General features: G+C 69.6%; 11 protein-coding genes. 7 read left to right on the top strand and 4 right to left on the bottom strand.

Going from position 1 to position 12,740, the window contains the following annotated elements; all coding sequences use genetic code 11:
* Positions 1 to 3: 3 nt before the first annotated feature.
* Both G361_RS0130300 and G361_RS0130295 read right to left on the bottom strand, forming a co-directional pair.
* On the bottom strand, positions 4 to 1,227 hold the full coding sequence (locus G361_RS0130300; RefSeq protein ID WP_019930898.1) for a PQQ-binding-like beta-propeller repeat protein: 1,224 nt from the start codon (positions 1,225 to 1,227) through the stop codon (positions 4 to 6).
* 176 nt (positions 1,228 to 1,403) lie between these two features.
* Complete coding sequence (locus tag G361_RS0130295; RefSeq protein WP_019930897.1) at positions 1,404 to 3,071, bottom strand: DEAD/DEAH box helicase; 1,668 nt, start codon at positions 3,069 to 3,071, stop codon at positions 1,404 to 1,406.
* 603 nt (positions 3,072 to 3,674) lie between these two features.
* Here G361_RS0130295 and G361_RS0130290 point away from each other — a divergent pair.
* Together G361_RS0130290 and G361_RS0130285 are read left to right on the top strand one after the other, a co-directional pair.
* Positions 3,675 to 4,373: a ferritin-like fold-containing protein gene (locus G361_RS0130290; RefSeq protein WP_019930896.1), complete on the top strand. Its 699-nt coding sequence runs from the start codon at positions 3,675 to 3,677 to the stop codon at positions 4,371 to 4,373.
* A gap of 121 nt (positions 4,374 to 4,494) precedes the next feature.
* Positions 4,495 to 4,722: a DUF3107 domain-containing protein gene (locus tag G361_RS0130285; RefSeq protein ID WP_019930895.1), complete on the top strand. Its 228-nt coding sequence runs from the start codon at positions 4,495 to 4,497 to the stop codon at positions 4,720 to 4,722.
* On the opposite strand, the gene G361_RS0130280 is transcribed toward G361_RS0130285, so the two are convergent.
* Complete coding sequence (locus G361_RS0130280) at positions 4,719 to 5,393, bottom strand: TetR/AcrR family transcriptional regulator (RefSeq protein ID WP_019930894.1); 675 nt, start codon at positions 5,391 to 5,393, stop codon at positions 4,719 to 4,721. The two genes, G361_RS0130285 and G361_RS0130280, sit on opposite strands and share 4 nt — an antisense overlap.
* Before the next feature lie 299 nt (positions 5,394 to 5,692).
* On the opposite strand from G361_RS0130280, the gene G361_RS0130275 reads away from it, so the two are divergent.
* The 3 genes from G361_RS0130275 to G361_RS0130265 all read left to right on the top strand — a co-directional run bounded on the left by G361_RS0130275 (position 5,693) and on the right by G361_RS0130265 (position 8,912).
* Positions 5,693 to 6,664, top strand: a complete 972-nt coding sequence (locus tag G361_RS0130275; protein ID WP_019930893.1) for a DUF3152 domain-containing protein — start codon at positions 5,693 to 5,695, stop codon at positions 6,662 to 6,664.
* A 160-nt stretch (positions 6,665 to 6,824) separates the two neighbouring features.
* Complete coding sequence (gene moeZ, locus G361_RS0130270; protein ID WP_026343684.1) at positions 6,825 to 8,006, top strand: adenylyltransferase/sulfurtransferase MoeZ; 1,182 nt, start codon at positions 6,825 to 6,827, stop codon at positions 8,004 to 8,006.
* Between the two features lie 54 nt (positions 8,007 to 8,060).
* Positions 8,061 to 8,912, top strand: a complete 852-nt coding sequence (locus G361_RS0130265) for a TIGR02569 family protein (RefSeq protein WP_026343683.1) — start codon at positions 8,061 to 8,063, stop codon at positions 8,910 to 8,912.
* Between the two features lie 7 nt (positions 8,913 to 8,919).
* Here G361_RS0130265 and G361_RS0130260 read toward each other — a convergent pair whose 3' ends face one another.
* A complete protein-coding gene (locus G361_RS0130260; RefSeq protein WP_019930890.1) occupies positions 8,920 to 9,588 on the bottom strand; it encodes a FadR/GntR family transcriptional regulator in 669 nt (222 codons plus the stop codon).
* Positions 9,589 to 9,653: 65 nt separating this feature from the next.
* Between G361_RS0130260 and G361_RS0130255 the strand changes: the two genes are divergently transcribed.
* A complete protein-coding gene (locus G361_RS0130255) occupies positions 9,654 to 10,988 on the top strand; it encodes an MFS transporter (RefSeq protein WP_231387125.1) in 1,335 nt (444 codons plus the stop codon).
* A 253-nt stretch (positions 10,989 to 11,241) separates the two neighbouring features.
* Positions 11,242 to 12,732: a NarK/NasA family nitrate transporter gene (locus G361_RS0130250; RefSeq protein ID WP_019930888.1), complete on the top strand. Its 1,491-nt coding sequence runs from the start codon at positions 11,242 to 11,244 to the stop codon at positions 12,730 to 12,732.
* Positions 12,733 to 12,740: the final 8 nt, after the last annotated feature.

Below are 12,740 nucleotides of genomic sequence, written 5' to 3'. Positions count from 1 at the left end.
GGATCAGGACTGCCCGACGCCGTACAGCTCGGTGCCCCGGCGCTCCAGAACGGTCGACCCGGTACCCGCCAGCGTGATCAGCTCGCCGTGATAGTCCGTGCGCTGCAACGGGATTCGTGAGGTAGCGGCGCCGGTGGCCGGATCGAGCACCGCGATGCCGTCGGGCACCGGCAGCAACAGTTGCCCCGCCAGCTGGGCGGGGGTGCCGAGCGCGTCGGCCGCCGTCCACATCGGATCGAAAGTCGTGGTGTTCAAGGCGATCACACTGTTGCCGGTGAATACTGCGAAGGCGGAGCCGACCCGGGCCACGGTGGTGCGATCCGACAGCGGGGCGGTCAGCCGATGGGTGACGACCAGATTGGCGGATGCGTCGTAGACCGCGAATTCCGGTGCGGTACTGCCGATTCCGGGCAGGTAGAGCGCGACCCGGTTGTCGGACACCGCGATCACCCGCGCGCCCTCCGCGGCGGCCCCCGCCTCGGTCAGCACGTGCGAGCCGTACTCCTCGGGGACCGTGCTGTCCTTGGGGGCCGGATTCTGCACGGTCAGCCGGTCGGTCGGATCGTCGGGACACCGCTCGAGCACCGCCAGCCGGGTGGAACTCGAAGCGGCGGAGAGCAACCGGCAACCCTTGCGCGGCTGGGTCCGCGGGTTCACCGGCGCGTCGACCTTCCCGTACTCCAGGGTGCGCACCAGATCCGAGCGCCACACCTCCAGCCGGTCGGGCCCCTGCGCGACGGTGTAGGTGCCGTCCATCCCGAAGGTCACCTGCTGGTCCATGTAGCTGCTGCGCGCGGTGCGCCGGGCTCCCGTATCGGCGCCCAGCAGCGTGGTCTGGCTGCAGCCGCGGCGGTCCCGGTAGGTGGCGATGACCGCGCCGTACTGACTCTCCGCGCCGCACAACGGCATGTTCCGCTGGTACTTCCACAGCTGCTTTCCGGTCACCGGATCGTGGCCGGTGACCGTGCCGTCGTCGGCCGTGATCGCGACCCCACTGACCGCCAGTGCCCGGTCGGTCGCGCCGTCGGGAGCGTGCCACAGCTCGTGCAACGACTGCGGCAACCGCTCGATCGGTGCGGCCGGCGCGGCGGCATGTCCCGCCGGCTCGGAGATCGTCCCGCGCGCATCGCTCTTCGCCCACACGACGACCACCAGGATCACCACCACGACGGCGATCACGGCTGCGGCAACGAGGTCGGCGCGCGTCCGCCGTTCGGGTACGAGCACGTCGGCGAGCCTATCCGATCCCGGTCCGGTCTTCGAACGGCGACATTTCCACCCCCACCCCCGCGACCGCGGCACCGACCCGAGCCGCGATGCCCGCTTCCGGCGTATCGGGACCGAACCGAGCGATCGGACGACACTGCCCCGGACGTGAAGGTCCGGGGCAGTATGCGCGTGGATCAGGCGGACGCGGCCACCTCGGCCTCGGTGTCGGCCGCGGCGTCGTGCGCACCGGCCGGCTTGCGGCGGCGGCGCCGGCGACGTGCGGGCCGGTCTCCGCCCTCACCGTCGGCGGACTCCTCGGCGACCGCGGCGCTCTCGCCCTCCTCGGTGTCCTCCGCGGTCGTCACGGCCGTGGTGTCGTCGGCCCCGTCCGCACCCGCCCGGCGGCGGCGACGGGGCTTGTCGGCCCCCTCCGCGTCGGCGGCGGAGTCCGGCTCGGCCGCGGTGACCTCGTCGGTGGTCTCCAGGGCGCCCTCGGCCTGGTCGATCGGCTGGCCACCGCGGGTGCGCCGGCGCGAGCGGGTCCGGGTGGCGCGAGGCTCACGCTCCACCACCACGGCGTCCTCGTCGCGCTCCGGCTTGTGCCGCAGCACACCGGTCACGCCCTCGGGGATGCCGAGTTCGGCGAACAGGTGCGGTGAGCGCGAGTAGGTCTCCACCGGTTCGGGGATGCCGAGGCTCAGCGCGGCGTCGATCGCCGCCCAGCGGTTCAGCTCGTCCCAGTCGACCAGGGTGACCGCGACACCAGTGCGCCCGGCCCGGCCGGTGCGGCCGATGCGGTGCACATAGGTCTTCTCGTCCTCGGGGCACTGGTAGTTCAGGACGTGCGTGACATCGTCGATATCGATGCCGCGCGCGGCGACGTCGGTGGCGACCAGCACGTCGATCTTGCCTTTGCGGAACTTGTCCAGCGCCTTCTCCCGCTGGACCTGGCCCAGGTCGCCGTGTACCGCGCCGACGGCGAAGCCGCGGTCGGCGAGGTCGTCGGCCACCTTCTGGGCCGTGCGCTTGGTGCGGGTGAAGATCATCGTGGCGCCGCGGGTCTCCGCCTGCAGGATGCGCGCGACCAGTTCGCTCTTGTCCAGGGCGTGCGCCCGGTAGACGAACTGCGCGGTGCGGTCGTGCACGGCCGAATCGCTGGCCTCCTCGGCCCGGATGTGCGTCGGCTTGTGCAGGAAGGTGCGGGCCAGCGTGATGATCGGGCCGGGCATGGTGGCCGAGAACAGCATGGTCTGCCGGCGGTCCGGCACCATGGTCAGGATGCGCTCGATATCGGGCAGGAAGCCCAGGTCGAGCATCTCGTCGGCCTCGTCGAGCACCAGGACGCCGACCTTGCCGAGGATCAGGTGCTGCTGTTCGGCCAGGTCGAGCAGGCGGCCGGGGGTGCCGACGACCACGTCGACACCGGAGCGCAGCGCCGAGATCTGCGACTCGTAGGGCCGGCCGCCGTAGATGGAGGTCACCCGCAGCGGGCCGTGACCGCCGGTGAGGTGTTTGGCGGCCTTCTCCAGATCGTCGGTGACCTGGACGCACAGCTCGCGGGTGGGGACGATGACCAGCGCGCGCGGCGTGCCGTCCAGCGGCGTGGTGCCGGAGCCGGCCGTGGCCACCCGGTGCAGCAGCGGCACGCCGAAGCCGTAGGTCTTGCCCATGCCGGTGCGGGCCTGGCCGATGAGATCCTCGCCGGCCAGCGCCAGCGGCAGGGTGAGTTCCTGGATCGCGAAGGTGCGTTCGATGCCGATCTCGCCCAGTGCGCGGACGATCTCCGGGCGTACGCCCAGTTCGGCGAAGGTGGGTGCGGTATGAGCCGGGTCGAGCTCCGCTGTGAGTAGCGTGTCGGTCAAACCGGGCTCCGGTTCGATGGTGATCTTGCTCAGGTTCGTGCCTTCCTCGTGTTATCGCATCTCGCGCGCACGAGGTGTGGGAAGCACCGACGGCGGCCGGTCCGATGCGGACGGCTTGCCACCAGGGCGGACCACGGATCCGGCGGTTTCCTCCCGCCCGTGCCGTTTCCGGCGCTGCGACCGCTGCCGGCGCTCGCTGCGACCGATGCGTCGGCTGAAGCAACCGCGGCGGGCCGGCGGGCGCCGCATCCGGCGCAACGGGCCCGAGGGGACGGGCAGCTACCCGGCGCGGCGGTGTCGCGGATCTGGTGCGCGCACATTTTCACGGGCGACGATCAACCCCTGCTCGGCTGCTCCGGCTCGATTGTGAGCCGGCGTCTGTGAGCCGAAATTTTCGTTGCCCAAGGAGATTGTAGCGTGATAGCTTTCTGCGCCCGATTTCCGCCACCCGAAAATGTGGGCCGGATTTCCGAACCGCCGCGGCGCGGGTCCGGGATGCGATCGGTATTCGTGCTGTGGCGCACGGGAATTCGCTGCATTTCGGCATTTCCGGCGGCCCCGTCGAGGTGCCGGGGCGCCGGACCGGCGGCTAGGGTGGACGGTATGGGAGTGAACCCGCCGGCCGCGCCGCCCCAGTCCGACGATCTCGAGGTCCGTATCCCCGCCGACCATCCCGGCGTCACCGACCTGTTCGCCGTCCTCGCCTACGGCGAGATCTCGGCGTTCTACCGGCTGGCCGAGGAGGCCGAGCTGTCGCCCACCCTGCGCGGGAAGGTGGCGGCGGCGAAGATGGCCGCCGCCGAGATGGGCCACTTCCGCACGCTCGAGCAGGCGCTGGCCGAGCGCGGCGTCGACGCGTTCGACGCGATGGCGCCCTTCGTGGCCGCCCTCGACGACTATCACGTGTCCACCGACCCGTCGACCTGGCTGGAGTCGATGGTCAAGTTCTACGTCGGCGACGGCATCGCCGCCGACTTCTACACCGTGCTCGCCGTCTCGCTGGCCCCCGAGGTCTCGAGTGTCGTGCGCGACGTGCTGGCCGAGACCGGGCACTCCGAATTCGTGGTCGAGGAGGTGCGCAGCGCGGTCGCGGTGAGCCGTTCCGAGCGCGACCGCCTCACCCTGTGGGGCCGCCGGCTGCTCGGCGAGGCGATCACCCAGGCCCAGTTCGTGATGGCCCAGCGCGACGAGCTGACCGAACTGGTCCTCGGCGCCACCGGCGACCTGAACGGCATCGGCGCGCTGTTCGACCACATGCAGACCCGGCACACCGAGCGCATGCGGATCCTGGGACTGGCCTGATCACGCCGTCCGCCCGGCGCGGGATCCGTTCGCTGACAGCGCACCTGCACCGATAACGGCGTGGCCCGCCGCTGCACTAGCCTTGGACCAACCAGTCACTGGACAAGTAGGAGGTTCGGCCGTGGAGGTCAAGATCGGTATTGCGGACAGCCCGCGCGAACTCGTCATCGCGAGCTCGCAGACCCAGGAAGAGGTCGAGACGCTGGTATCCGGTGCACTGGGTGGCGGCGATAGCGTGCTCACCCTCGTCGACGAGAAGGGCCGCAAGTACCTGATCCAGGCCGCCAAGGTCGCCTACGTGGAGATCGGCAGCACCACCAGCGGCCGGGTCGGGTTCGCCGCGGTCTAGTCGCGCTGGCCCGGTCCGCGGGTGGGCACGTGCGAGAGTCCACCCCAGCACAGGGCGACAGTGGTGTCGACCGCCTCCTCCTTCGGGATGGGGCGGTCGGCCTCCAGCCAGTAGCGGGCGGTGATCTGGCTCGCGCCCACCAGCCCCACGGCCAGGATGCGGGCCCGGTACGGGTCCAGTCCGGAATCGTGCGAGACCAGGTCGTACACCGCGTCCACGCAGGCCTCGGTGGCCTGCTCGACCCGGCGCTGCACCTGCGGCTCGCTGGTCAGATCGGATTCGAAGACCAGCCGGAAGCCCTGCGTCTCGTGATCCACGAAATCGAAGTACGCCTGCACCGCCGCGCGCACCCGCTGCCGGTTGTCGGTGGTGGAGCGCAGGGCCTGCCGCACGCTGGAGACCAGCACGTCGATGTAGTTCTGCAGGACCGCCAGATAGAGTTCCAGCTTGCTGGAGAAGTGTTGGTAGAGAACGGGTTTGGAGACTCCCGCGCACTGCGAGATCTCGTCCATGCCGGCCGCGTGGTACCCGCGTAGCACGAAGACCTCGCTGGCCGCCGCTAGCAGCTGCGCCCGCCGCGCGTCGCGGGGCAGGCGGGTACCGCGCTTGCTCGGAGCCATGGCCTCGGACGACGCTCGATGCGATGTCGCCCGGTCCACGAGGTCGGTCATTTCGCTTCTCCCAAATCTTTCCCGTTGACGATTGCCGGTCCGGCAGAGCTCTCCAGGGGGTATCCCACGAACGATACCCGCATCGGGTGGCGAAGCGCCGGTGCTCGAGGCCACCGCGCCCGGAGCTTACGGCATCCAGGCAACCACCGCTGGCGGTTGTGGCGGCACCCGTAATTGCTGTTGGCAATCGGTCAGTAATTGGATGCAGTGGGAAATGTCGCATTTCCGCGAGGAAACCCGCAACCGTAACGCATCGAGTACCGGGTGCCGGAATGCGACGCCGCTGGTTGTGAGACTCTGTGGTGGTGACCGACCAACGGGCCAGACCGGCCGGGTACTCCCCGCCCGGAGAGCCGCTGCGGGCGCAATGGGACCCGGTGCCGGAGGACGCGCCGGAACCCGTGATCGCGAAGCCGGGCCGGCTACGCCGCTTCGTCACCACCTACGGCTGGCGGGCCTACGCGCTGCCGATCCTCACCGTCATCACGGTGCTGGTCGCCGTCGACGCGGTCCGCGGGGTCGGTGCGCCCGTGCTGAGCCCCGCGCCGGTGGTGGGCAATCTGAGCCGGCACTCCGACAAGGCCGGTGTGATCGGCGCCCCGCCGAAGGGGGACGGCAGTTTCGTCGGCCGGTTGGCCGGTTCGCTGCCCGACGGCGGCCAGTACGCCGAGGTCGGCGCCGGAGCCTGGCACCAGGTGCCCGGCGGCTCGCCGCGGGTGGGTACCGCCGAGCAGCACCTGTTCACCTACACCGTCGAGGTGGAGAACGGCGTGAACACCGCCGAACTCGGCGGTGACGAGGCGATCGCGGCCATGGTCGAGGCCACGCTGGCCAATCCGAAGAGCTGGATCCACGACACCCGCTTCGGCTTCCAGCGCATCGCGACCGGCACCCCGGACTTCCGGATCGCGCTCGCCTCGCGCCAGACCACCCGGACGCTCTGCGGCTTCGAGATTCCGATCGACTCGTCCTGTTACGACTCCGACGAGGGCCGCGTGGTGCTGTCCGAGGTGCGCTGGGTGCGCGGCGCGGTCGCGTTCGACGGCGATATCGGCTCGTATCGCCAGTACCAGATCAACCACGAGGTCGGACACGCGATCGGCTACCGCGAGCACCAGCCCTGCGGCACCGACGGCGGGCTGGCCCCGGTGATGATGCAGCAGACCTTCGGTACCGCCAACGACGACATCGCGGCCCTCGATCCGCAGGGTGTGGTGCCGATGGACGGGAAGAAGTGCCGGTTCAACCCCTGGCCGTATCCGCGCCTCTGAAACGCGGGGCCGGTGCGCCTCGGGTGAGCCGGGTCGGCCGCCGCGCCGGGCCGGGGGTGCGGCACCATGGTGGGGAAGAACGATCCGATTCGTGGCGTTGCACGTGTGGCGTTCACAGCCACGTGCGCCGAGCGAAGTCGATTCGAGGAGTCCGAGAAACGTGTCACCAGCCACCCTGCCGCCTCTGGTGGAGCCTGCCGCGGAGCTGACCAAGGACGAGGTCGCCCGCTACAGCCGGCATCTGATCATTCCCGACGTCGGCGTCGACGGGCAGAAGCGCCTGAAGAACGCCAAGGTTCTGGTGATCGGCGCGGGTGGGCTCGGCTCGCCGGCCCTGTTGTATCTGGCCGCGGCCGGCGTCGGTACCCTCGGCATCGTGGAATTCGACGAGGTCGACTCGTCGAATCTGCAACGGCAGATCATTCACGGTGAATCCGATATCGGCCGCAGCAAGGCCGACAGCGCGCGCGATTCCATCGTGGAGATCAATTCCCATGTGACCGTGCAGCTGCACAAGATCCGGCTGGAACCGGACAATGCGGTCGACCTGTTCCGGCAGTACGACCTGATCGTCGACGGCACCGACAATTTCGCGACCCGCTATCTGGTGAACGACGCCGCGGTGCTGGCCGGCAAACCGTACGTGTGGGGTTCGATCTACCGGTTCGAGGGCCAGGTCTCGGTGTTCTGGGAGGACGCCCCGGACGGCCGCGGCATCAACTACCGCGATCTGTACCCGGAGGCGCCGCCGCCGGGCATGGTCCCGTCCTGCGCCGAGGGCGGCGTGCTCGGCGTGCTGTGCGCGTCGATCGGCTCGGTCATGGTCACCGAGGCGATCAAGCTGATCACCGGTATCGGCGATTCGCTGCTCGGCCGGTTGATGGTCTACGACGCACTGGACATGAACTACCGGACCATCAAGCTGCGCCGCGACCCGGCCCGCGAGCCGATCACCGAACTGATCGACTACGACGCCTTCTGCGGTGTGGTGTCCGAGGAGGGTCAGGCCGCCGCGATCGGTTCCACGATCACCGCGCGCGAGCTGAAGGACATGCTCGACGCGGGCAAGGATGTGGCGATCATCGACGTGCGCGAGCCCGTCGAATGGGACATCGTCCGCATCGAGGGCGCCACGCTGATCCCCAAGGACCGCATCCTGTCCGGTGAGGCGCTGGCCGAACTGCCGCAGAACCGCCCGATCGTGCTGCACTGCAAGTCCGGTGTCCGCTCGGCCGAGGCCCTGGCCGCCCTCAAACAGGCAGGCTTCTCCGACGCCACCCACCTGCAGGGCGGAATCCTCGCCTGGGCCAACCAGATCGACCCGTCCCTGCCGGTGTACTGAGGGTTCCGGCGCGGCGCCTGTCGATGCCGACCGGTCCGGGATACGGTACGGTCCGTGACTTCTGTGGAACCTCCCGAGCACGTGCGCGGCACGTTCGGGCTTCGCGAGGTGACGCCGGTCGCGCTCGGCGACTGGGAGGGCGGATGGCGCTGCGGTGACGTGGTGCTCAGCCCGGTGGCCGATCACGCCCGCGCGGCGTGGTCGGCAAAGGTTCGCGAGAACCTCAAGGTCGACGGGCTGCGACTGGCCCGCCCGGTGCGAGCGACCGACGGCCGCTACGTGGTGTCGGGCTGGCGGGCCGACACGTACCTCGAAGGCACCCCCGACGCCCGGCACGACGAGGTCGTCTCGGTCTCGCTGCGGCTGCACCGGTCCACCGGCGCGCTGGAGCGTCCCCGGTTCCTGTCGCAGCAGCCGGTCGCACCCTACGGGGATGTGGACGTGTTCGCCGCCGCCGACCGGGCGGCATGGGAGCCGGTACCGCTGCGCGCCCTGAAACTCGGCGGAATGCAGCCGGCCACCTCCCCGGACGGCCAGCGCAGCCTGCAGATGCTCACCCAGCTGTCCACGCTGCGCAAACAGGTCCGCACCGCACCGCAACTGGTGCACGGCGACCTGTTCGGGACCGTGCTGTTCGCCGCCGAGGGCGGACCGGGCCTCACCGACATCACCCCGTACTGGCGGCCCGCCGCCTGGGCCGCGGGTGTGATCGTCGTCGACGCGCTGTCCTGGGGCGGCGCCGACGACGGATTGCTGCGGCGCTGGACCGATCTGCCGGAATGGCCGCAGATGTTGTTGCGCGCGGTCATGTTCCGGCTCGCGGTGCACGCGCTGCATCCGAGGTCCACCCCGGAGGCCTTCGCGGGACTGGCCCGCACCGCCGATATGGTCCGCCTGATGGTGTGAAAGTCGTTCAGCGATCCGAATATTCGGAGATGAGCAGGCCGAGGAAGCAGTTGGCGACGCGGGCCGCGCGATCAGGGTCGCCGTCGACGACGGCCTGCACCAGTTCGGTGTGCTCCTGGTGGTAGGGGCCGAGGGCCCGCGCGATGTTGACCCGGATGCCCTGTTCGATCACCGGCAGCAGCGAATCGTAGAACTCCAGGTACACCGCGTTGTGGCTGGCCACCACGATCGCGCGGTGCAACTGCACGTCGGTTTCGAGGGCCTCGGCGCCGGTCTCGTCCCAGGCCCGCTTGCGTTCCTCCAGCAACCGCTGCAACGAGGCGATGTCGGCGTCGTCGCGGCGCTGCGCGGCCAGTCGCGCGGCGGTGGTGTCGAGGGCCTGCCGTAGCTCCAGCACATCCCGGGCCTGCGCGTCGGCGAAGTATTTGGTCAGCGTGCCGCCCAGGTCGGAGGTCGCGATGACGTAGGTGCCCGAGCCCTGCCGGCGCTCCAGCATGCCGGCGTGCACGAGGGCCTGTACGGCCTCGCGGACGGTGTTGCGGCCGGTGCCGGTGAGCTCGGTCAGCTCCGGTTCGGTCGGGATACGGGAGCCGACCGGCCAGCTGCCGGAACGGATCTCGGCACGCAGCTGTTCGGTGACCTGCGCGATGAGGCTGGTGCGGCGGACGGGTTGCACGCGTCACAGCCTACCGCGCGGGTATTCCGTTGCCTCGTATCGTCCAATCATCCTATGATTTTTACGTGACTGTAACCGCCGATCGCCGGACCATCGCCGCCCCGTCCCGCCCCTCCCTTCGCGAGGGGCGGTTGCTCGTGCTGGCGGCGATCGTATTGTCGGCGCTCAACCTGCGGACCGCGGTCACCGCATTCACCCCGCTGGCCGAGCGGATCGGGCACGACGTCGGCTATTCGACGGCCGTCGTGGGCGTGTTCGGCATGATCCCGACCGCGATGTTCGCGCTGGCCGGGCTGCTCACCCCGGTGCTGGTGCGGCGGCTGGGGCTGGAGCGCACCGTGCTGGTCGCGATGCTGGCCGCCGGGGTCGGGCAGGTCGTGCGGGCCGTCGTCCCGCAGACCTGGGAGCTGCTGGTGTGCTCGGCGCTGGCGCTGAGCGGGATGGGCATCGGCAATGTGGTGATCCCGCCGCTGGTCAAGCGCTACTTCGCCGATCGGCTGGCCGTGCTGAGCTCGGTCTACATCACCATGGTTCAGCTCGGCACGGTGGTGCCGGCGCTGGTCGCCGTGCCGGTGGCGCAGGCGCACGGCTGGCGGATCTCGCTCGGGATGTGGGCGCTGCTCGCATTCGTGGCGGTGCTGCCGTGGGCCGGTGTGCTCCGGAGTCGCCGCGGCCGGGATCTCGCCGACCACACGGCGCTGGACGCGGTGCCGGGCCACGAATCGGCTGAACGTCTCGTGACCGGCCCGGCGGCGGTCCGGCCGGTGGACGGTTCCGCCGCGGCGCGGGCCGGCGGCGTCGGCCCGGTGTGGCGCTCGCCGGTGGCGTGGGGCATGGCGGGCATGTTCGGCATGACCTCGCTGACCACCTACGCCATGTTCACCTGGTTGCCGAAGATCTTCACCGATGCCGGCGCGAGTGCGGCGTTCGGCGGCAGTATGGTCGGCGTCTTCGCGCTGATCGGACTGGTGTCCGCGCTGACCGCGCCGCCGCTGGCCGCGCGCATGCGCAATCCGTTCGTGGTCGTGATCGGTTGTGTCGCTTGCTATCTCGCCGCATTCGCGGGTCTCCTGCTGGCGCCGATGGCCGCGCCGTTGCTGTGGGTGCTGCTGCTGGGCCTGGGCCCGAGCACGTTCCCGATGGCGCTGACCCTGATCAACCTGCGCAGCCGCACCCAGGCCGGTTCGGCGGCGCTGTCCGGGTTCACCCAGGGCGTGGGGTACACCGTCGCGTGCGTCGGGCCGCTGTTGTTCGGTGTGCTGCACGGTGTTTCGGGCGGCTGGGCCGTGCCGTTCGCGCTGCTGGCGGCCGTCCAGGTCGTCCTGCTGATCGCCGGGTGGCAGGCGTGCAAGCCGCGGTTGCTGGAGGACACCCTCATCGCCCGGCTTGCCGGGCGGTGAGGGCCGGAGCATCATGTCCCTCGGGGGCAATCGTTTGTGGGCGAGAACACACGCTCTCAATGCTCCGACGTGCGATTGTCGGCGCTTCTTGACCCACGGCAACGCTGGTGTCACACGCACGAAACAATGGCTTCCTTCTCACCGGAGCCCCCGAAACCACGTGAGCAACCGTTGATGCACCGGTGATTTCGCGCAGCATCGCCGCAATACCCGTTTCCTACGGTTGGGCCACCCAGATTTCAGGAGGCCCGAGTTGACCACGTTGCCACGCAATCACGACATCGACCATTGGGATGCCGAGGACGTCGAGGCCTGGGAGGCCGGCGGTGAGGGTATCGCGCGCCGCAACCTGATCTGGTCGGTGTTCGCCGAGCACGTCGGCTTCTCGGTGTGGTCGATCTGGTCGGTGATGGTGCTGTTCATGCCGACCGATGTGTTCCACATCGACCCGGCCGGAAAATTCTTCCTCGGCGCGATCCCGACGCTGGTCGGCGGCATACTGCGCGTTCCCTACACCGTGGCCACCGCGAAGTTCGGCGGTCGCAACTGGACCATCTTCAGCGCACTCGCACTGTTGGTCCCGACGTTGCTGACGCTGTATTTCATCAATCACCCGGGCACCTCGTACACGACATTTCTGATCATCGCGGCATTCGCCGGTCTGGGCGGCGGCAATTTCGCGTCGTCGATGGCGAATATCAACGTGTTCTACCCGCAGCGGCGCAAGGGCTGGGCGCTGGGCATGAACGCCGGTGGCGGCAATATCGGCGTACCGGCGATCCAGCTGATCGGCCTGGCCGTCATCGCGACGCTGGGCAGCGCCTACGGGCACGCCTCGGTGGTCTGCCTGGTGTACCTGGTGCTGATCGTGCTCGCGGCGGTCGGCGCGGCGCTGAACATGAACAACGTCCGCAATCAGAAGGCGGATTACGGCTACATGCTGACCGCGCTGAAGGTGCCGCAGTCCTGGGCCATCGCGTTCCTGTACATCGGCACCTTCGGTTCGTTCATCGGTTACGGCTTCGCCTTCGGCCAGGTGCTGCAGATCGGTTTCATCGCCGGTGGCGCGAAGGTCGCCGCGGCCGCCCTGCACGCCGCGCAGATCGCCTTCATCGGACCGCTGCTGGGCTCGCTGTCGCGGCCGTACGGTGGCAAGTGGGCCGACAAGATCGGCGGCAGCAAGGTGACGCTGTACACCTTCCTCGCGATGACGGCCGGCGCGATCGTGGTGGCCTTGGCCAGCCACGTCGCCGACGGGCACAAGCACGCCCCCAAGGGCGGCGTGATGGTCGCGCTGGTGATCGGATTCATCATCCTGTTCCTGGTGTCGGGCATCGGCAACGGCGCGGTCACCAAGATCATCCCGTCCGTGTTCGACGCGAAATCCCGTAGCCTGCAACTGGATCCGGCCGCTCGTGCGGCGTGGTCGCAGAACACCTCCGGCGCTCTGATCGGTGTCGTCGGCGCGATCGGCGCCCTCGGCGGCGTGGGTATCAACCTGGTGCTGCGCTCCTCGTACTCCGCCACCAAGTCGGCCACCACGGCGTTCTGGGTGTTCACGGTCTTCTACCTGGTCTGCGCGCTGGTCTGCTGGGCGGTGTTCCTGCGGCGCCCGAGCGGCCGCGGCGTGACCCGCCCGGAGGAGGCGCCCACCGCGGCCGCGGTGGTGACCGAGGCCGAGGCGCTGGTCCTGGAAGCCGAATCGCACGACGGTGGCGCCGTCGTGCGCGACACCGCCCGCTGAACCGACAT

Origin of the sequence: Nocardia sp. BMG111209, assembly GCF_000381925.1 — a bacterium.
Taxonomy (GTDB): domain Bacteria; phylum Actinomycetota; class Actinomycetes; order Mycobacteriales; family Mycobacteriaceae; genus Nocardia.
This window is presented reverse-complemented; position numbering and strand designations above follow the sequence as displayed.

Excerpts from the sequence above, each read along its gene's own strand:
- G361_RS0130280 (WP_019930894.1), bottom strand. The coding sequence starts at position 5,393 with ATGACCGACCTCGTGGACCGGGCGACATCGCATCGAGCGTCGTCCGAG.
- G361_RS0130290 (WP_019930896.1), top strand. The coding sequence starts at position 3,675 with ATGGGAGTGAACCCGCCGGCCGCGCCGCCCCAGTCCGACGATCTCGAG.